A 17,288-nucleotide genomic window follows, 5' to 3' on the forward strand; every position below is an offset into this window, starting at 1 on the left:
CCGAAGCGCATTCGCGTAGCCTGAATTATCTCAGGCTCAAGGAAGAGCTCCCCTTCTCCCTCGAACTCGTCACCCTCGACGAGCGCTCGACGCGTCCCTCAAGCCTCTACCACGGCCAGCGGATAACCCAGCCGTTCGGCGAACTCTTCGAGAAAACTCGCCGTGAAGCGCGCCTGCGCCCAGCCATTGAAGATGAAGCCCAGGTTGGAAAACGCGCAGGGCTGCAGGAACAGAAAGCCGTTGATGTCGTCTTCATGCCCACACAGCGGGCAGGTGAAGTTGTCGGTTTCGCCGGGCATCCACTCGTCCAGGCTCTCGAACAGCGCCTCGCCGACTTCCTGCCGGCACGCCGGGCAACCGGCTTCTTCGAGAAAACCGTCGGTAGGCGTATAGATGCAGCGCCGGTAGATGACCTCCAGGCCATTGACCGGCTGAGCGAATGGCAACTGCCCAGCCTCCTCGACGACCCGCCTCGCTCCTGGTGCGATGGCGTAGGCCATGCCGTTGCGCCCGCAGGTGGTGGGCAGCGCTGCGACGATCTCGCGCTTGGCCAGCCAGCGCAGGATCTGCTGCGCCTTGCGCTCGTGGCCGGGAAAGCTGGAAATGCGCGGAACGATGATGCTTTGCGTGGCCATACCGACTCTTTGCCGTGTCGAAAACCGCGCAGCTTAGTGGCAGCCGCCAGCCGGCCACAAGCCGGCCGGGACTGACGGTTGTACGCCCTCGCCCCTCAGGAACACGCCAGCGTGCGGGCCTGGCGCCGACTGACATAGCGCTCGCGCAGTTTGTCGTAGGCCAGGTTGTAGCCCAGGGTGTAGGGCAGGAAGAACAGGATCAGGCCGATGTCCAGGAAGAACGCCGCAACCAGGCTGATCGACAGCCACCAGGCCGCCAGCGGTACCAGCACCAGGATCAGGCCGGCTTCGAACAGCAGCGCATGGCTGATTCGCGCCCACAGGCCGCGCTCGAAGCCCATGCGCCGCTGCGCGGCATCGAACAGGATGTTGAAGAGCATGTTCCAGAGCATGGCGATGGCCGAGAACATCAGGGTCAGCGCGCCCATGTGCGCCAGCGACTTGCCCAGCGCCCAGGCCAGCAGCGGTGCGCATACCACCACGGCGATCAGCTCGAACAGGGTGGCGTGTAACACGCGCTCTTTCATGGAGCGCCGGGCAATGGTGGACTGCTTCATTTCAGACTCGCTAGCTAAGATCGATGACGCTATTCTCATCGGTAAAACTGCCATCTAAAAGTTAACAGCCATCGGCTAAACCGATATGAATCTTTCCCCTGAATCCCTGCAGGCCTTCGCCCAGGCGGCTGCCACGGGCTCGTTCAGCGCCGCGGCACGGCGCCTGGGCAAGCGCCAGTCGACGATCAGCGAGGCGATTTCGCGCCTTGAAGTCGACCTCGACGTCACCTTGTTCGTACGCGGCGCCCGGCAGCTGACCCTGACCGAAGCCGGCAGCAGCCTGCTGAGCCGCGTGCAGGACGTACTGGCCGCGTCGGATCGCCTGCTGCGCCAGGCCAGCCAGCTGGCGGCAGGCCTGGAGCCCAAGCTGACCCTGGTGCTTTCCGATGCCTACCAGGCCAGCCAGTACCAGGCGCGCTTGAGCGAGCTGGATGAGCGCTACCCGGACCTGGAGTTCGAGTGCTTCTTCGCCGAACACGCCGATGTGCTGGATCTGGTCGGCCAGGGCCGCGCCCACCTGGGCCTGCTTGCCGCCCAGAGCAGCTACCCGCCCGAGCTGGCCCATGCGAGCCTGGCGGACGCGGCGGACTTCGGCCTGTTCGTGGTCAAGGGGCACCCGCTCAGCCGACTGCCGCGCGTCACCCTGGAAGACCTGGTGCACTGGCGCGTGCTGCGCCTGAGCAGCGTGGCAGACCACTCCGGCGAACTGGACGATCTGCCTGGTAGCGGCGGGCGTTGCTGGTCGGCACCGGACTACCTGCTGCTGCTGGAAATGGCCGCCCTGGGCTTCGGCTGGGCCGCCCTGCCCCGCCAGCTGGTGCAGAACCACGGCGGCGAAAGCCTGTATGAGCTGAAGGTCAACGGCTGGCCGAAGCAGGTGCCGGTCGATGTGGTCTGGTCGCGCGTTAGGCCCCTGGGCCCGGCAGCCTCGTGGCTGCTGGAGCGGCTATTGAGCGCGTGAACGAGGCCGGCATGAAGAGCTTTACGCCGATCGATCTCGAACGCCGCAGCTTCACGGGCCTGCGCTGCGTATTTCTGTCGATCATGACGTTGGCGGATCGCTGTACGCCTTGATCGCAACGAGCTTCAACCTGTGGCTGGCGGGTTTTCTGCTGCTGCCCAATGGCCTGCTGATCTACCTCGGCATCTTTGCCAAGGACAACACCCTACGTAACACCCACGAGATGCTCAGGGATCTCGGACAGACCTTCGGCTAAACCGGGTGCCGGGCTTCTGCGCGCTGGGCTATGCTGCCCGCCCCGTCAAGGAGAAGACCATGATCACCTGCTATCTGCGCTACATCATCGATCCGTACCAGCTGGCCGAGTTCGAGCACTACGCCAAACTGTGGATCCCCCTGGTGGAGAAATTCGGCGGCCAGCACCACGGTTACTTCCTGCCCTCCGAGGGCGCCAACAACGTGGCCCTGGCGCTGTTCAGCTTTCCCACCCTGGCGGCCTATGAGGACTATCGCGTGCGCTCCATGCAGGATGAGGAGTGCCTGGCCGCCTTCGCCTACGCCCAGCAGAACCGCTGCATCCTCAGCTACGAGCGCAGCTTTATGCGCCCGGTTGGCGTCGAGCCCCGTTGAGGATCTTTGGGTTTCCGGGAGCTTGTATTCGGCACCGACTGCAATAAGGCAGAAGCGGCCGTTCGATTTGGTGGGCTGAAGCCCACCCTACCCAAGATGCGAGGCTGTAGGGTGGATGACGCTCTTTTCATCCACCATTGCGATCGCAGAGCGGTGGACGGGTCGGGCCGCGTAGGTGAGGCGTCGTCCACCCTACGACAGGCCGCTATCGCCACATTACAGTCACTCCATACGCAATTACGGCGAATGACCGTAAATGGCTTCTAAACCCTACAGCTCACCCGCGTAACAGACCGGCGAGCTGCTCGCACCCCGCCGTTCCAGTTCATCCTCGAGAAACTCCTGCAGCACGCGGGCATTGTTGTGCTGGCGGTCGCGGGCGGCATACAGCAGCGTCAGCGTGCCGGCGGCGGCGCGGAAAAGCAGGCTTTGCCAGTATTCGGGATGGGCAGCCAGCTCGCGGCGATAGCCCTCGCGAAAGGCGTCAAAGGCCTCGGTGCGGTGAGCGAACTGGCGGCGCAGCTCGGCAGATGGCGCCGCCTCGCGCAGCCATTGGTCATGATGCAGCTGATCCTTGGGCAGGCCCCGTGGCCACAGCCGATCAACCAGTACCCGGTAGCCATCACGCTCTTCATGCGGTTCATACACCCGCTTGCAGCAAATCATCGCCGGCCTCCTTGAGATTGCCCGGCGGCCTCGGTAACGTGGCCGCTCGCCAGACGGAGAGCCCCATGCACATCAGCCGTAAACTCCTAGTGTTCACCCTGCTGCCGCTGTTCGCCAGTTGCGCGGTGTATACGGGCAAGCCCGTGGACGCGGAAAAAGCCCAGACCCGCCTGCAGGGCGAACTGACCCGCGAGAACGGCCAGCTGTGGCTCAAGCCCTGCGAGGATCCACGGCGCTTCGCGATCAGCGAGGGCAGCACCACCATCACCCAGGATGCCAGCGAACTGCTGGGCGATGGCCACTCGGCGCTGTTCGCCGACCTGCGTGGGGTCATGGGCGCGACCCCGATCAGCGGCGCCGACGGCGCGATGCAGGTCGGCCGGGTATACCGCCTGCAACCCGAAGGCCACGGCTGCGACGACCCCAACTTCAAACGCACGCTGGTACGCGCCGCCGGCCAGGAGCCGTTCTGGAGCGTCACGGTGAGCAACCAGGGCATGGTGCTCAGCGGGCCCGACCGCGAACCGCTGGCATTGCCCTATATGGAAGAGCAACTGCCCGAGGGGCGCATCAACCTGACCAGCGAAGCCAACGGCGAACGCGTGGAGCTGTGGCTGGCCCCGCAACGCTGCGTGGACAGCATGAGCGGCGCGGTGCAGCACCTGAGCGCCCAGCTACGCCTCAATGGCAAGCTGATGCGCGGCTGCGCGGCGTTCGGCGGCGCGCGCAACGACTAGTTGATGGGAATATGGGGCATCGGTTACAGCAGGATGCCCTTGTCGCGCGCCCGCTCATGGCAGAACTGCAGCACCTGGCGGCGCTCGTCGTTTTCCATGCGGCTCCAGCGGGTGATCTCGTCGACATTGCGCTGGCAACCGATGCAGATGTCTTCTTCATCCAGCGCACAGACATGCACGCAGGGCGAGGCGACCGGGCGTTCTACGGTGTGCATCAGTCGTCCTGCTCACTCAGTTCGGCGGCGTAGCGCCGGGCGTTCTGTACATAATGGGCGGCGCCGGCTTCGAGCAGTTTCTTCTGCGCCTCGGTGAGCTCACGCACCACCTTGCCGGGCGAGCCGACCACCAGCGAGCCGTCGGGGATTTCCTTGCCCTCGGCGATCAGCGCATTGGCGCCGATGATGCAGTGCTTGCCGATACGCGCACCGTTGAGCACCACCGCGTTGATGCCGACCAGGCTGTAATCGCCCACCGTACAACCATGCAGCATGGCGTTGTGGCCGACGGTCACGCCGGTGCCCAGGGTCAGCGGCGAGCCCGGGTCGGTGTGCAGCACCGCACCGTCCTGCACGTTGCTGTTCTGGCCGATATGGATCAGTTCGTTGTCACCGCGCAGCACCGCGCCGAACCACACGCTGGCGCCTTCATCGAGGCGTACGTTGCCGATCACCGTGGCGTTGGGGGCGATCCAGCTATGCGGGTGCTGGTCGACGCGGGCGTTGCCCAGGCGGTATTTCATGACGGCAGTCTCACAGGCTGGCTCACTTGAGGTGAAGGTAATGCTCGGGCGGGCGGCGCATGTCGATACCGGCATCGAAGACCAGATTGACCAACTCCACCAGCATGATCGCCGTCAGCCCCCAGATCTTGTACTCGCCATAGCGATAGCTGGGCACGTACCAGCTGTGCCCGAGGTAGTCGATACGGTGGGTGACCTCGCGGGGGTCGTTGCGAAAGAACTCCAGCGGTACGGAAAACACCGCGGCAATCTCGGCATCGTTGGCCTGGTACTCGACGAAATCCGGCACTACCCCGACGTAGGGGGTGACCTGAATGCCATGCCTGGACACCAGGGTACTGAGCGGCCCGACGATTTCCACCAACCCGGGCGGCAGGCCGATTTCCTCATCGGCCTCGCGCAGCGCGGTTTCGATCAGATCACGGTCTTCCGGGTCGCGACGGCCACCGGGAAAGGCGACTTCGCCGCCATGGGTGGACAGACCACTGGCGCGCAGCGTGAGCACCACTTCGGGCTCATCGCTGCGGGTGATGGGCACCAGCACCGCCGCTTCGGGAAAACCCTCCTGGGCTTCCATGAGCTGCGGGCTGTAGCCGCGAACGCGTTGGAGTAACTCGTCCAGCATGACCATTCTCGGAATTCTTCTGCGCCGGATAATGGCATGAAAGCGCGGCGCTGCCCAACCCCGCGCCGCCTTAACGTGAGCCAGCCCACGCCATCAGCTTTTCAGGCGGTAGCCGGTCTTGAAAATCCAGCCGACGGTGAGAATGCACGCCAGCAGGAAGCCGAGAATCATCCCCAGGCTGACCAGCACATTGACGTCCGACACACCGTAGAAGCTCCAGCGAAACGCGCTGATCAGGTACACCACCGGGTTGAACAGGGTCACCGTCTGCCACACCGGTGGCAGCATGCTGATCGAGTAGAAGCTGCCGCCGAGAAAGGTCAGCGGCGTGACGATCAGCGCCGGAACGATCTGCAGCTTCTCCCAGCCATCGGCCCACACGCCGATGATGAAGCCGAACAGGCTGAAGGTCAGCGCCGTGAGCACCAGGAAGGCCAGCATCCACACCGGGTGGAGAATCTCGAAATCGACGAACAGCCGCGCCGTGGCGAGGATGATCAAGCCGAGCACGATGGACTTGGTGGCCGCCGCCCCAACGTAGCCGAGAAGAATCTCCAGGTAGGAGATCGGCGCCGACAGCACCTCGTAGATGGTGCCCGAGTACTTGGGCATGTAGATGCCGAACGAGGCGTTGGAAATGCTCTCGGTGAGCAGCGCCAGCATGATCAGCCCGGGGATGATGAAGGCGCCATAGCTCACGCCATGCACCTGGGTCATGCTCGAGCCGATGGCCGAGCCGAACACCACGAAATACAGCGAGGTGGTGATCACCGGGGTGGCGATGCTCTGCAGCAGGGTGCGCCAGGTGCGCGCCAGCTCGAACAGGTAGATGGCGCGGATCGCGTAGAAATTCATGGCTGCTCCTTCACGAGACTGACGAAGATGTCTTCCAGCGAGCTCTCGCTGGACTGCAGATCCTTGAAGGCGATGCCATGCTGCGCCAGGGCTTGCAGCAGCTCGGCGATGCCGGTGTCGTCCTGTTGGCCATCGAAGCTGTAGACCAGCTCATGGCCGTCGTCGCGCAGCTGCAGGTCATCGCGTTGCAGCGCAGGCGGCAGTTCGCTCAAGGGTTGCTGCAGGTGCAGGGTCAGCTGCTTCTTGCCGAGCTGGCGCATCAGGGTGGCCTTGTCCTGCACCAGAATGATCTCGCCCTTGCGGATCACCCCGATGCGGTCGGCCATCTCCTCGGCCTCTTCGATGTAGTGAGTGGTGAGGATGATGGTCACCCCACGCTCGCGCAGCTTGCGCACCATTTCCCACATGTTGCGGCGCAGCTCGACGTCGACGCCGGCGGTCGGCTCGTCGAGAAACAGGATCTCCGGCTGGTGGGACAACGCCTTGGCGATCATCACCCGGCGCTTCATGCCACCGGACAATTCGAAGATGCGTGCGTCTTTCTTCTCCCACAGCGACAGGTCGCGCAGCAGTTGCTCCAGGTAGGCGTTGTCCGGCGCCTTGCCGAACAGCCCACGGCTGAAGCGCACCGCCGCCCACACGCTTTCGAAGCCTTCGTTGAACAACTCTTGCGGCACCAGGCCGATCTTCGAACGGGCCGCGCGGTAATCGCGCAGGATGTCATGGCCGGCGACCGTGACCGAGCCGCTGCCCGGATTGACGATGCCGCAGATGATGCTGATCAGCGTGGTCTTGCCCGCCCCGTTGGGGCCGAGCAGCGCGAAGATCTCGCCCTGGTGGATGTCCAGGTCGATGGATTTGAGCGCCGGATGGCCGGACGCGTAGGTCTTGTTCAACTGCTGGATGGAAATGACCGGTTGCACGATACGCCTCGATCCTGGAAACAGCTGGCCATTGTAAAGAAATGTTGCCCTGCCCGCTGAGCCGGCTGACGACTGCGCGCAGGGCGATGCGAGATCGGCTGCCGCCTGCACCTGCTACAGGCACCGCGCGCAGACGCCAAGGAGCACGCCGCTATTCGCCAAATTCGGAACATGGACACGACAACCGAGTCCGATACACGGCACACTCATGTACTTCACCGCGAACCCTTCACACACAAGGATCATGCAATGGCTTTCAAACACCTGATTGGCGGCGCCGCTCTGCTCGCCCTGCTCGCCGGCTGCAGCACGACCGACACAGCACCCACCCAGGCGTCGAAACCTGCCAACAACAATGGCAAATGCAGCGCCGAAGCCGCGCAGAACCTGCTCGGCCAGGTGGCCAATGCCGAAATCGTCGAGCGCGCCCGCGAACAGTCCGGCGCGCGCACCGCCCGTGTGCTGTCGCCTGGCGACATGGTCACCCTGGACTACGACTCCCAGCGCCTGAACATCGACATCACCGAAGCCGAAGTGATCGAGCGCATCACCTGCGGCTGAGCCGACGGTGCGCCCTGCCGCGGCGCCTGACCGGCCGCAACTGAAACGACGAAAGCGCCGCAAGGGCGCTTTCTGTTTTTCAGCTACCGCTACAACCCGGCGGCGCCCACCGTCGCAACCGCGGGCGCCCAGGCTCAGGCCGCCTTGCGAAACACGCGCAGCAACGGGCGCAGGCCAAGCAGCAGAACCAGCACGGTGAACGCCAGTACGGTGGCGCTGATCGGCCGTTCCACGAAGGTCATGAAATCCCCCCGCGACAGCAGCATGGCGCGGCGGAAATGCTCCTCCATCATCGGCCCGAGCACGAAGCCCAGCAGCAGCGGCGCGGCAGGGAAACCGAGCACGCGCATGGCGTAGCCGAAGGCGCCGAACAGGGTCACCACCAGCACGTCGAAGGCGCTGTGGTTGACGCTGTAGGTACCGATGCAGACGAACATCAGCACCGCCGGGAACAGCAGGTGGTACGGCACCATCAGCAAGCGCACCCAGAGGCCGATCAGCGGCACGTTGAGGATCACCAGCAGCACGTTGCCGATCCAGAAGCTGACCACCAGCCCCCAGAACAGCGATGGCTGCTCGGTCATCAGCTGCGGCCCGGGGGCGATGCCATGGATCATCAGGGCGCCGAGCATCAGCGCCATGGTCGCGCTACCGGGAATGCCCAGCGCCATGGTGGGGATGAAGGCGGTCTGGTCGGCGGCGTTGTTGGCCGCCTCCGGGGCGACGATGCCTTCGATGGCGCCCTTGCCAAAGCGCTCGGGTTCGCGGGCGATGCGCCGCTCGGTGGCGTAAGCCAGAAACGCCGCGATGGACGGCCCGGTGCCTGGCAGGGTGCCGAAGAACGAGCCGATGCTCGAGCCGCGCAACATCGGCAGCCAGGAGCGCCTGAGGTCATCGCGGGTGGGCTTCATGGCCGCCAGGCGCAGGGAGTTGCGATCAACCTGGCCGCCGTCCACCTTGCCGATGCTGGCGATCACCTCGGCGACGCCGAACAGGCCCATGGCCAGCGCCACCAGGTTGATGCCGTCGGCCAGGTCGAGCACGCCGAAGTCGAAGCGCCGCGTACCGGTGTAGATATCGCTGCCCACGGTGCCGAACAGGATGCCGAAGGCGACCATGATCAGGCCCTTGAGCAGCGAGCCGCCGGAGATGTTGGAGGCCGCCACCAGGCCGAGCAGCATCAACGCGAAGTACTCGGCCGAGGAAAAGCTCAGGGCGTAATGGCTGATGGTCGAGGCCAGGCTCATCAGCAGGATGATGCCGAACGAGCCGCCGAAGAACGACGCCACGGTGGTCATCAACAACGCCACGCCACCGCGCCCTTGCTGGGCCATGGGGTAGCCATCCAGGCAGGTCACCGCACTGGAGGGGGTGCCCGGCACGTTGAGCAGGATCGACGCAGTGCTGCCACCGTAGCTGGTGCCGTACCAGATGCCGGCGAGCATGATCAGCGCGGCGGTCGGCTCCAGGTGGAAGGTCATGGGGAACAGCATGGAGATGGCGGCGAGCACGCCGATGCCCGGGATCACCCCGAGCAAGGTGCCCATGAATACCCCGACGAAGCAGTAGAACAGGTTGTACCAGGAGAAGGCGGTCTCCATGCCGATCAGCAAATTGTCGACGAAAGACATTCCGGCACCTATCAGAACAGATCGAAATTCATATCCAGCGCGAGCTGGAAGATCAGGTAGGCGAGCACCGCCAGCGCGGTGGCGAGTAGCAACGCCTGCCTGGGGCGGGTCTTGCTGTCGGCCAGGGCGGAGATCAGCACCACGCCGAGCACGGCCGGTATCAACCCGGAAAAGGTCACCGCCAGGGCGAAGAAGCCGATGGCGCCGAGCACCAGCAGCGCCGGGCGCCATTGCACCGACATGCCGTCACGCAGCCCTGGCCGCAGCCAGGCGAACAGCGCGAGTAACGCGCCCAGCACGCCGAGGCCCACGCCCATGGCGACCGGAAACATGCCCGGGCCCATGCGCTGAATGCTGCCGATGTTGTACTGGTTGACGGCGTACAGGCTGACAGCCACGCCGAACACGGCGATCAGCAAGCCGCTGGCCGCGTCCTGATAGTTACGCTGTGACATTGCCAATTCCTCGAAAGCCAGGGCGCGGCACCTGCCGCGCCCTGCAGGTGGGGGCCTAGTTGACGGTGGCGCCGGACACTTCGATCACCTCGCGCCAGCGCTCGATTTCCTTGTCCAGCAGGTTGCTGAAGTAGCCACTGTCTTCGTTGAGCACCACGCTGCCCTCGGCTTCCATCGCCTGGCGCACCTTGTCCGAGCGCAGTGCTTCGTTGATCACCTGGTTGAGCTGGGCAACCCGCTCATCGGAGAGCCCGGCGGGGCCGACCACCGCCTTCCAGTCAGCGGTTTCGAAGCCCTCGAAGCCGCTTTCGGCAACGGTGGGCACCTGCGGCAGAATCGCACTGCGCTGCGCCGAGGTAACGGCCAGCGGCCGCAGCGAGCCGGCGCGAATGTGCGGCAGTACGCTGGGCATGCTGCCGATATAGATGTCGACCACCCCGCCCATCACGTCGGAAATCGCCTGGGCGATGCCTGGGTAAGGAACGTGGGTCAGCTCGATACCGGCCTTGTTCTGCAGCAGCTCCAGCGACAGGTGCGCCACGGTGCCGGAGCCCGGCGTGCCGAACAGCAGGCGACCCGGCTCACCCTTGGCCTCGGCGAGCAGGCCCGGCAGGTCCTTGAGCGGTGAATCACTGCGCGCGACGATCACCATCGGCTGGGTGGAGATCACCGCGATATGGCGGAAATCCTTCTTGGGGTCGTAGGGAATGTCCTTGTACAGGCTCGGATTGACCGCCAGGTTGGAGGTCTGCCCGATGGCCAGCGTCTGCCCGTCTGCGGAGGCGCGGGCCAGCTGTGCCAGGCCGATATTGCCGCCGGCGCCGGGCCGGTTCTCGACCACGAAGTTCCAGCCGGTGCTTTCGCCGACCTGCTGGGTCAGCTGGCGTGCAGAGATGTCGGTGCCGCCGCCCGGTGGGAACGGCACGATGAAATTGATGTTGCCCTTGGGATAGTCAGCGGCCTGCACCGCCCCCATCGATACGCTCAGGGCGAGCAGGGCCGTGGCAGTTAGCTTTCTTGTGATAGTGCCAATCATGGGAGGCGATCCTCTTGGAGTGTCTGGTGGCCACGGCAGTACTGCCAGGGCCCTTTCTCTTGATGCGCGGGTGATCGGCAGGCAGCCGAGCACCGCTCAACGACGTAGCTGGGACGCGGGCGCGCGCGCAGACGTGGCTGGGAGAAAGACGGCGGGAACTGTGCAGAGCCGGGGGCAGGCGCCCGGCAGGGGTACGTTTCGGCTCATGGTGCGGACCTTGTTGTTCTACTTCACCAGGGGCAGGCGTGGCCTGCCGCGAATAGACCTAGAGCCTACCATAAAGAAACGTCGTTTCAATATTGAATTTATCAACGTACAAATACAGCCAAATATGCCGATAAGACCGCACGCAGGATGAGTAAGATCAAATATTTAGAAACGATATTCTATTTATATCGCTAGAAACGATAGAGCGCCGCCGGGTTGTCGACCAGGCAGGCCTGCAGCTGGGCGCTGCTCAGCTCGCGACGCAGAAAGGCCAGCATGTCCGCCGAGCGCGGTAACGGCGGCGGCGTCATCACGTGGGGCCAATCGCTGCCCCACAGGCAGCGCTCGGGATAGTGCGCGAGCAAATGGCGCAGCGGCCTGGCGAGGTCATCGTAACGGCCGATCTGCCGGCTGACGCGAGTCGGCGCCAGCTTGACCCACACCCGCCCGCTGTCGAGCAGGCGACACAAGTCCGCCAGGTTTTCCGTACTGTCAGGCGCGATATGGCCGAAGTGATCGAGCACCAGTGCTTGACGGGCCGGCAACCGGCCCAGCAACGCCTGCAGCGCAGCGTAGCGCTGCGGCTCGGTGTTGAGCTCCACGTGCCAGTCCTGCTCGAAGGCACGCGCGGCGAGGGCCGGCAAGCGTTGCAAGTCGTTGATGCCCAGCCGCGTGCGGTCCTGGATGCGCACGCCCCGCACCCCCGCCTCGGCCATTTCGGCGAGCCCGCTGGTGCCTTCATCGATCATCACCACACCGCGCAGCGCGATGTGCCTGGCACTGCCCAGCACCTCGAGCAGGTGGCTGTTGTCGGTTCCATCGATGGACGCCTGCACCAGCACCGCCCGAGCGATGCCATCGACCATGGCCTCCTCGCGAAAGGCCTCGATGCCCTTGCGCGGCGGTTGGTAGCTGGCCTCGGTATAAGGCCGGCTGGCCGAGAAGACGTGGACGTGACAGTCGCACAGCGGTGCCGAGGCTGGCTGCGTCATGCTCGAGCACTCCCACGGGCATGGCGATAATGCTGGTAGGCCGCCCCCAGCGCACCTAGCAGCGTCAGCCCGAGCAGGCTCAGCACGATGGGCGAGTGAATGAAGATATCGAGGCTGCCACCGCCGGTCAGCAGCGCCTGGCGCAGGCTCTGCTCCAGCGGCTGGCCGAGAATCAGGCCGATCAGCAGCGGCGGCAGCGGGAAGCCGGCGCGGCGCAGGGCAAAGCCCACCACGCCGGCCGCCAGCATCACGCCAACGTCGAACAGGTTGTTGTTCACCGAATAGGCACCGAACAGCGCCAGGATGGCGATCAGCGGGTAAAGATGGCGGGGCTGGATGCGGATCACGTGCACCGCACCGCGGAACATCGCCAGGCCGAAGATGATGCAGGGTATCGCCAGCAGGATCAGCGCCTGGAAGATCGCGTAGATCTCCACGCCATGGTCCCGAAACAGGAACGGCCCGGGGGTCAGCCCCTGCAGCATGAAGGCGCCGAGGATCACCGCGGTCACTGCGTCACCGGGAATACCGAGGGCCAGCATCGGCACCAGCGCGCCGCCAGTCACCGCGTTGTTGGCCGCCTCGGGCGCCGCCACGCCCTCGACCTCGCCTTTACCGAACGCCTCCCTGCGCGGCGAACGCGAACGCGCCAGGTTGTAGCTGACGAACGCCGGCACGGTGGAGCCGATGCCCGGCAGAATGCCCACGAAGGTGCCAATCAGCGACGACAACAGCAGCGTACCGCGCATCCGCCACATGGCCAGAAAGCCCACCTTGCCGCCATCCACGCCCACCGGATCGGCCTGGGTGTGCTGGCCGCGGCGGCGATCGAAGACCTGCTGCAGCACCTCGGACATGGCGAACAGGCCGATCAACACGGGAATCAGCTGCAGACCGTCCTCGGCCGAGAAGCTGCCGAAGGTGAAACGCGGCAGGCCCTCGATGGGATCGAGGCCGACGATGCCGGCAGTGATGCCGAGCAGCACCATGATCGCCGAGTCGAGCCTGGAGCCCCCACCAAATAGTACGATGATCGACAATGCGAAGAACATCAGCGCAGCCATCTGCGCCGGGCCGAAGTCCAGGGCGAAGGCGGCCAGCGGCTGCGCCAGCAGGATCAGCACCACGCAGCTGAACAGGTTGCCGAACACGCTGGCATACAGCGCCACGCGCAACGCCTCCCCCGCCCGCCCCTGCCGGGCCATGGGATAACCGTCGATCACCGTCGCCGCCGACGACGGCGTACCCGGCACACCGAGCAGGATGGCGGAGATCGAACCACCGAAGATCGCGCCCTGATACACCCCCAGCAACAGGATGAGTGCCGGGATCGGCGGCATGCTGAAGGTCACCGGAATCAACAGCGCGATGGCCATGGTCGGCCCAAGGCCGGGAATGGCGCCGATGATGATGCCGACGATCACACCGGTGACAGCCGCCACCAGCACCCAGATATCCAACAAGGCGTAAAAAGCGTCGAGAAGCATGGCAATGTCTCAGCCGGAGGCCCGGCGGTCAGGGAAGCGGAATATTCAAGGCGTGGCGCGCACCCAGGGTGACCAGCACGGCCACCGCCAGCGGCAGCAGCAGGCCGAGCGCCAGGCGCCGCTCGCCCAGCAGCCACGCCAGCGCGATACCCACGGCAGCGCTGCAGAGCAGAAAGCCCAGGGCATCCATCGCCAGCACCGCGCCGCCCACCAGCAAGCCGACCAGCAACACCCGCGCCCAGTCCAGCGCCGCGCCCGGCGCTTCTTCGAGCTCCGCGCGGCGTAGCCACAGGCGCAGTGCGGCGGCCACTGCCAGCAGGGCGAGAACCAGGCGAGGAAAGAAGCGTGCATCCGGGCCGCTGTCACCGAAGTCGAACACCAGCACCTGCGCCTGCAGGCTGGCCAGCCCACCCAGCGCCACCAGCAGGATCGCCACGCTGGCCAGGCTTGGCAGGCCGAAGCGGCGCTTCTGGTCGGCAGTGTCGTGCGATGGCTTGCTCATCGTTTCAACTCCTCGGCCAGGCTCCGATACACCGCCAGGTTGCGCTGGATCACTTCATCCATCTGTTCACCGGAAAGAATCCTCACCGGCTGGCTGAGCTTGTCCATATCACGGGCGAAAGCCTCGGACGCCGCCGCTTCGGCGAAGGCCGCGCGCAGCCGCTCGACCCGCTCGGCCGGCACGCCACGCGGCACCATCAGGCCGACGATGGAGGGAAACTCGATGGCGTAGCCCGCGTCGGTGAGCGTCGGTACCGCGGGGAAGTCCGGGTCACGGCTGTCGTCGAGCACGGCCAACAGGCGCAGGCGCTCACCCCTGACCATGTCGCGATAGGCCGGCACCAGGCCGATATCGATATGCCCACCCAGCAGTGCCGCAGTCACGCTGGAGGCACTGCTGAACGGCACGTGCTGCAGATCTGCCGAGGTCTTGCGCACCAGCGCGGTAAAGGTCAGGCGCGGCCCGCTGAGGGCGCCAGCGGTGCCATAGGTGAGCCGCTTGCCGGCGGCCGCCGCGCCAAGCAGTTCGTCGAGCGAGCGATACGGGCTGTCGGCCCGCACCAGCACGCCGTGATAGGGCCCGGAGTAATTCATCAGCGAGGTGAAATCGGCAATCGGGTCGTAGCCGACCGGGCGCAGCGCCGGGGTCACGAACAGCGGCGACGAGGTGGTGGCAATCACCGCGTAGCCATCGGCCTTGCGCGCTGCGAGGCCGCGCATGGCATTGATGCCACCGCCGCCGGGGCGGTTCTCGACCACCACCGGCTGGCCGAGCAGGGGCTCGGCCAGGGCCGCCAGGCGGCGCGCGGAAATGTCCGTGGTGCCGCCCGCACCGTAGGGCACGATCAGCGAAATGGCGCGGCTGGGGTAGTCGGCAGCCCCGGCCAGGCTCGGGAAGAGCAACGGCAGCAGCGCAGCGACGACGAAGAAATAGCGGCGAACCGCAACGCTCGTGGGCGATGTCATGGGGTTCCCTTGTTCTTATTGTGGGAATGATGAATGCGATATCGCAGCTGGTTGCGCGCATCGCGGCACCGGCCAAGCCTGGCACCCATCCGCTCGCCACCCTGCAGGCGCGAACCGGATGTTCAACGAAGAACAGCCTAGCATAAAGAAACGCCATTTCAATAATGGCAATTCAAGACAACTCCAGCATTCCGCACGGCTACCAGAGCCCGCTGGCTAAACCGAAAAAACACGGGTATGCAGCGCCATCTCTTTCAAGGCGACGATGAACCCAATGAAATAAAATTTCAAAACCTTTCGAATGCCAAGCCAGGCGGCGGCGCCACTAGCGCCTCGCCATTTTCACGACCAGGCGAATTCCGCCTTGCAGCCAAGGCTGCGCGCCAGGGTGGCGGCCGCCTTGCAGAATGGCTCGCGCAGAATGCCGGCACGCTCGGCACTCAGGCGGCTGGCAGGGCCGGAGATCATCAGCGCACCGACCATTTCGTCCCCTGCCCCGAAGATCGGCAGCGCCATGGCCGCCGCATGGGGGTCGGTGACACCGCTGGAGTAATAGGGATCGGTCAATGCGCAGGCTTTCTCCAGGGTGGTACGCAGCGCCTGGGCGCCGGCAGCATTGTCCATCGGGCGCATGTCGCCGGGCTGCAAGTGCAGGCGCAGGCGATGGGGTGAATTGACCCGATACTGGCAAAGCCGGTAAGCGCCGTGGCGCACGTAGAGGGAGGCGGTCTCTCCGGTTTCGTCGGTCAGCGCCTGCAGCACCGGCATCACGTGGCGCTCCAGATCCAGGGCATCCTGGTACGCCGCATTCAGGCGCATGACCTCGCTGGCCAGCTGATAACGCCCGTCGGCCATGCGGTTGATCAGGCCGAAGGTTTCCAGGGATACGGTCAGGCGCATGATGGTGCTCTTGTTCAGACCGGTGCGGTCTGCCAGTTCGACCAGGCCCAGGGACACATCACCCACCTGGAAGGCCGTCAGCACCGTCAGCACACGATCAGCAGAGGCGACACCGCTGACGGCCGGGCGCGGGCGTGTTTTGTTCATGGGGAGTTCCTCATCGAGAATCGAATCAACGGTAATGGCGGCATTATCGAGTCCCGGCGCCCCACTACGCCAGCGTCCCGTTGACTGCCCGCGCCCAGGCGCGGTTGTCGCCCCAGGCTGAGGCTGGCGACACGCCGCTAGCCCGCGCCCCAGCCAGATGCCATGGCATGGCCGGCCACCGGCAATTCGGCGCGCAGGATGCAGCCCGAATCCGACTCGGTGATGTACAGCGTGCGTCCGCCTGGCCCGCCGAAGGCGCAGTTGGTGGTGCCCAACCCCTTGGGCGAGCGCACCACGGCAAGCGGAATGCCGAGGGCATCATGCACCCACACCAGACCCATGCCGGTCTGACAGACCACCACGCCGTTGTCGCGGGTCAGCGCCAGGCCGTCGGGGCCGGCACGGCCGCCGGAGAACTGCAGGAACAGCCCGGCCTTGACCACCCGCTGGCTCTGCGACAACGGCAACCGCCAGACCGCATTGGCGCGGGTCACCGCCACGTACAGGGTATGCCCGGACGCATCCAGCACCAGGCCGTTGGGGCTCGGCACCTTGTCGATCAGGCAATCCAGGCGACCGCTGTCCGGGTACCAGCGATAGACACGGCCGCTGGGATCCTGCAGGCCGGTCTGCCCCTGGTCGGTGAAATACAGCGCACCATCGGGGCCGAAGTGCAGATCGTTGCAGCCCTTGAAGCCTTCGCTGTCGGCATCACCGAGCACGCTCTCGACCTTACCGCTGGCCGGATCGAGGGTCATGATGCCGTTGCGGAAGTCGGCGATGAAGATGCGCCCGCGGGCGTCGATCTTCAGGCCATTGGGCTGGCCGTCGTACTCGGCCATCAGCGCCACTTCGCCGCCCGGCGAGGCGCGGAAGATGCGCCCGAAGGGGATGTCGACGAACCACAGGTTGCCCTGCAGATCGAACGACGGCCCTTCGATGAAGCTGTCCACCGGTGCACCGCGGCGGTTCTTGTCCGCCCAGCAGGATGGCGCTCCTGGGCGGCGCAACGAGGCGGGCAACTGGGTGAATACCTCGGCCTCGATCAGCAGCGGGTCGGGATGGGGGAATGCCATG

22 protein-coding genes are annotated in these 17,288 nt (G+C 65.2%); 5 read left to right on the forward strand and 17 right to left on the reverse strand.

Annotated features, from left to right (window positions below):
- Positions 1-98: 98 nt before the first annotated feature.
- On the reverse strand, positions 99-635 hold the full coding sequence (locus QYS36_RS02295; RefSeq protein ID WP_308837958.1) for a sugar ABC transporter ATPase: 537 nt from the start codon (positions 633-635) through the stop codon (positions 99-101).
- A gap of 95 nt (positions 636-730) precedes the next feature.
- A complete protein-coding gene (locus QYS36_RS02300; RefSeq protein ID WP_308837959.1) occupies positions 731-1,192 on the reverse strand; it encodes a multidrug/biocide efflux PACE transporter in 462 nt (153 codons plus the stop codon).
- 85 nt (positions 1,193-1,277) lie between these two features.
- Here QYS36_RS02300 and QYS36_RS02305 point away from each other — a divergent pair, with 85 nt between their 5' ends.
- The 3 genes from QYS36_RS02305 to QYS36_RS02315 all read left to right on the forward strand — a co-directional run bounded on the left by QYS36_RS02305 (position 1,278) and on the right by QYS36_RS02315 (position 2,783).
- Entirely contained in the window at positions 1,278-2,153 is an 876-nt protein-coding gene (locus tag QYS36_RS02305; RefSeq protein WP_308837960.1) for a LysR family transcriptional regulator, read from the forward strand.
- 109 nt (positions 2,154-2,262) lie between these two features.
- Positions 2,263-2,409, forward strand: coding sequence for a hypothetical protein (locus tag QYS36_RS02310; protein WP_308837961.1), 147 nt, complete (start codon positions 2,263-2,265; stop codon positions 2,407-2,409).
- A gap of 59 nt (positions 2,410-2,468) precedes the next feature.
- Complete coding sequence (locus QYS36_RS02315; protein ID WP_308837962.1) at positions 2,469-2,783, forward strand: NIPSNAP family protein; 315 nt, start codon at positions 2,469-2,471, stop codon at positions 2,781-2,783.
- Positions 2,784-3,053: 270 nt separating this feature from the next.
- Here the strand turns inward: QYS36_RS02315 and QYS36_RS02320 are convergent, their stop codons facing one another.
- The gene (locus tag QYS36_RS02320) at positions 3,054-3,449 is read right to left on the reverse strand and encodes a DUF488 family protein (RefSeq protein WP_308837963.1); all 396 of its coding nucleotides are present in this window, start codon (positions 3,447-3,449) and stop codon (positions 3,054-3,056) included.
- A gap of 65 nt (positions 3,450-3,514) precedes the next feature.
- Here QYS36_RS02320 and QYS36_RS02325 point away from each other — a divergent pair, with 65 nt between their 5' ends.
- On the forward strand, positions 3,515-4,186 hold the full coding sequence (locus QYS36_RS02325; RefSeq protein ID WP_308837964.1) for a hypothetical protein: 672 nt from the start codon (positions 3,515-3,517) through the stop codon (positions 4,184-4,186).
- Positions 4,187-4,209: 23 nt separating this feature from the next.
- On the opposite strand, the gene QYS36_RS02330 is transcribed toward QYS36_RS02325, so the two are convergent.
- The 5 genes from QYS36_RS02330 to QYS36_RS02350 form a co-directional block, all read right to left on the reverse strand.
- Entirely contained in the window at positions 4,210-4,401 is a 192-nt protein-coding gene (locus QYS36_RS02330) for a DUF1289 domain-containing protein (protein ID WP_308837965.1), read from the reverse strand.
- Positions 4,401-4,925 (reverse strand): gamma carbonic anhydrase family protein, encoded by a 525-nt coding sequence (locus QYS36_RS02335; protein WP_308837966.1) that lies wholly within the window; start codon positions 4,923-4,925, stop codon positions 4,401-4,403. Before QYS36_RS02335 ends, QYS36_RS02330 begins: the two co-directional genes overlap by 1 nt.
- A 22-nt stretch (positions 4,926-4,947) precedes the next feature.
- Positions 4,948-5,550 (reverse strand): CoA pyrophosphatase, encoded by a 603-nt coding sequence (locus tag QYS36_RS02340; protein ID WP_308837967.1) that lies wholly within the window; start codon positions 5,548-5,550, stop codon positions 4,948-4,950.
- A gap of 93 nt (positions 5,551-5,643) precedes the next feature.
- A complete protein-coding gene (locus tag QYS36_RS02345; protein WP_308837968.1) occupies positions 5,644-6,405 on the reverse strand; it encodes an ABC transporter permease in 762 nt (253 codons plus the stop codon).
- Positions 6,402-7,328, reverse strand: coding sequence for an ABC transporter ATP-binding protein (locus QYS36_RS02350; protein WP_308837969.1), 927 nt, complete (start codon positions 7,326-7,328; stop codon positions 6,402-6,404). Before QYS36_RS02350 ends, QYS36_RS02345 begins: the two co-directional genes overlap by 4 nt.
- Before the next feature lie 249 nt (positions 7,329-7,577).
- Between QYS36_RS02350 and QYS36_RS02355 the strand changes: the two genes are divergently transcribed.
- Entirely contained in the window at positions 7,578-7,889 is a 312-nt protein-coding gene (locus tag QYS36_RS02355) for an I78 family peptidase inhibitor (RefSeq protein WP_308837970.1), read from the forward strand.
- A 134-nt stretch (positions 7,890-8,023) separates the two neighbouring features.
- Here the strand turns inward: QYS36_RS02355 and QYS36_RS02360 are convergent, their stop codons facing one another.
- The 9 genes from QYS36_RS02360 to QYS36_RS02400 all read right to left on the reverse strand — a co-directional run bounded on the left by QYS36_RS02360 (position 8,024) and on the right by QYS36_RS02400 (position 17,287).
- A complete protein-coding gene (locus QYS36_RS02360; RefSeq protein ID WP_308837971.1) occupies positions 8,024-9,520 on the reverse strand; it encodes a tripartite tricarboxylate transporter permease in 1,497 nt (498 codons plus the stop codon).
- 11 nt (positions 9,521-9,531) lie between these two features.
- Positions 9,532-9,975: a tripartite tricarboxylate transporter TctB family protein gene (locus tag QYS36_RS02365; RefSeq protein WP_308837972.1), complete on the reverse strand. Its 444-nt coding sequence runs from the start codon at positions 9,973-9,975 to the stop codon at positions 9,532-9,534.
- 55 nt (positions 9,976-10,030) lie between these two features.
- Entirely contained in the window at positions 10,031-11,011 is a 981-nt protein-coding gene (locus tag QYS36_RS02370; protein ID WP_308837973.1) for a tripartite tricarboxylate transporter substrate binding protein, read from the reverse strand.
- A gap of 398 nt (positions 11,012-11,409) precedes the next feature.
- Positions 11,410-12,210, reverse strand: a complete 801-nt coding sequence (locus QYS36_RS02375; protein ID WP_308837974.1) for an amidohydrolase family protein — start codon at positions 12,208-12,210, stop codon at positions 11,410-11,412.
- Positions 12,207-13,697, reverse strand: coding sequence for a tripartite tricarboxylate transporter permease (locus tag QYS36_RS02380; protein WP_308837975.1), 1,491 nt, complete (start codon positions 13,695-13,697; stop codon positions 12,207-12,209). Before QYS36_RS02380 ends, QYS36_RS02375 begins: the two co-directional genes overlap by 4 nt.
- Positions 13,698-13,725: 28 nt before the next feature.
- Positions 13,726-14,199 carry a tripartite tricarboxylate transporter TctB family protein gene (locus QYS36_RS02385; protein WP_308837976.1) on the reverse strand — a complete coding sequence of 158 codons (474 nt, stop codon included), beginning with the start codon at positions 14,197-14,199 and terminating at the stop codon, positions 13,726-13,728.
- Positions 14,196-15,164: a tripartite tricarboxylate transporter substrate binding protein gene (locus tag QYS36_RS02390; RefSeq protein ID WP_308837977.1), complete on the reverse strand. Its 969-nt coding sequence runs from the start codon at positions 15,162-15,164 to the stop codon at positions 14,196-14,198. Before QYS36_RS02390 ends, QYS36_RS02385 begins: the two co-directional genes overlap by 4 nt.
- Before the next feature lie 342 nt (positions 15,165-15,506).
- Complete coding sequence (locus QYS36_RS02395) at positions 15,507-16,211, reverse strand: helix-turn-helix domain-containing protein (protein ID WP_308837978.1); 705 nt, start codon at positions 16,209-16,211, stop codon at positions 15,507-15,509.
- A 137-nt stretch (positions 16,212-16,348) separates the two neighbouring features.
- Positions 16,349-17,287 (reverse strand): SMP-30/gluconolactonase/LRE family protein, encoded by a 939-nt coding sequence (locus QYS36_RS02400; RefSeq protein ID WP_308837979.1) that lies wholly within the window; start codon positions 17,285-17,287, stop codon positions 16,349-16,351.
- Between the last annotated feature and the right edge of the window lies 1 nt (position 17,288).

It is taken from the genome of Pseudomonas sp. G34 (assembly GCF_031119625.1).
In the GTDB taxonomy this organism is placed as follows: domain Bacteria; phylum Pseudomonadota; class Gammaproteobacteria; order Pseudomonadales; family Pseudomonadaceae; genus Aquipseudomonas.

Coding starts and splice junctions, on each gene's coding strand:
- QYS36_RS02340 (WP_308837967.1), bottom strand. CDS start 5,550: ATGCTGGACGAGTTACTCCAACGCGTTCGCGGCTACAGCCCGCAGCTC.
- QYS36_RS02325 (WP_308837964.1), top strand. CDS start 3,515: ATGCACATCAGCCGTAAACTCCTAGTGTTCACCCTGCTGCCGCTGTTC.
- QYS36_RS02395 (WP_308837978.1), bottom strand. CDS start 16,211: ATGAACAAAACACGCCCGCGCCCGGCCGTCAGCGGTGTCGCCTCTGCT.
- QYS36_RS02335 (WP_308837966.1), bottom strand. CDS start 4,925: ATGAAATACCGCCTGGGCAACGCCCGCGTCGACCAGCACCCGCATAGC.
- QYS36_RS02355 (WP_308837970.1), top strand. CDS start 7,578: ATGGCTTTCAAACACCTGATTGGCGGCGCCGCTCTGCTCGCCCTGCTC.
- QYS36_RS02345 (WP_308837968.1), bottom strand. CDS start 6,405: ATGAATTTCTACGCGATCCGCGCCATCTACCTGTTCGAGCTGGCGCGC.
- QYS36_RS02385 (WP_308837976.1), bottom strand. CDS start 14,199: ATGAGCAAGCCATCGCACGACACTGCCGACCAGAAGCGCCGCTTCGGC.
- QYS36_RS02315 (WP_308837962.1), top strand. CDS start 2,469: ATGATCACCTGCTATCTGCGCTACATCATCGATCCGTACCAGCTGGCC.
- QYS36_RS02375 (WP_308837974.1), bottom strand. CDS start 12,210: ATGACGCAGCCAGCCTCGGCACCGCTGTGCGACTGTCACGTCCACGTC.
- QYS36_RS02370 (WP_308837973.1), bottom strand. CDS start 11,011: ATGATTGGCACTATCACAAGAAAGCTAACTGCCACGGCCCTGCTCGCC.
- QYS36_RS02295 (WP_308837958.1), bottom strand. CDS start 635: ATGGCCACGCAAAGCATCATCGTTCCGCGCATTTCCAGCTTTCCCGGC.
- QYS36_RS02330 (WP_308837965.1), bottom strand. CDS start 4,401: ATGCACACCGTAGAACGCCCGGTCGCCTCGCCCTGCGTGCATGTCTGT.
- QYS36_RS02365 (WP_308837972.1), bottom strand. CDS start 9,975: ATGTCACAGCGTAACTATCAGGACGCGGCCAGCGGCTTGCTGATCGCC.
- QYS36_RS02320 (WP_308837963.1), bottom strand. CDS start 3,449: ATGATTTGCTGCAAGCGGGTGTATGAACCGCATGAAGAGCGTGATGGC.
- QYS36_RS02380 (WP_308837975.1), bottom strand. CDS start 13,697: ATGCTTCTCGACGCTTTTTACGCCTTGTTGGATATCTGGGTGCTGGTG.
- QYS36_RS02300 (WP_308837959.1), bottom strand. CDS start 1,192: ATGAAGCAGTCCACCATTGCCCGGCGCTCCATGAAAGAGCGCGTGTTA.
- QYS36_RS02305 (WP_308837960.1), top strand. CDS start 1,278: ATGAATCTTTCCCCTGAATCCCTGCAGGCCTTCGCCCAGGCGGCTGCC.
- QYS36_RS02390 (WP_308837977.1), bottom strand. CDS start 15,164: ATGACATCGCCCACGAGCGTTGCGGTTCGCCGCTATTTCTTCGTCGTC.
- QYS36_RS02400 (WP_308837979.1), bottom strand. CDS start 17,287: ATGGCATTCCCCCATCCCGACCCGCTGCTGATCGAGGCCGAGGTATTC.
- QYS36_RS02360 (WP_308837971.1), bottom strand. CDS start 9,520: ATGTCTTTCGTCGACAATTTGCTGATCGGCATGGAGACCGCCTTCTCC.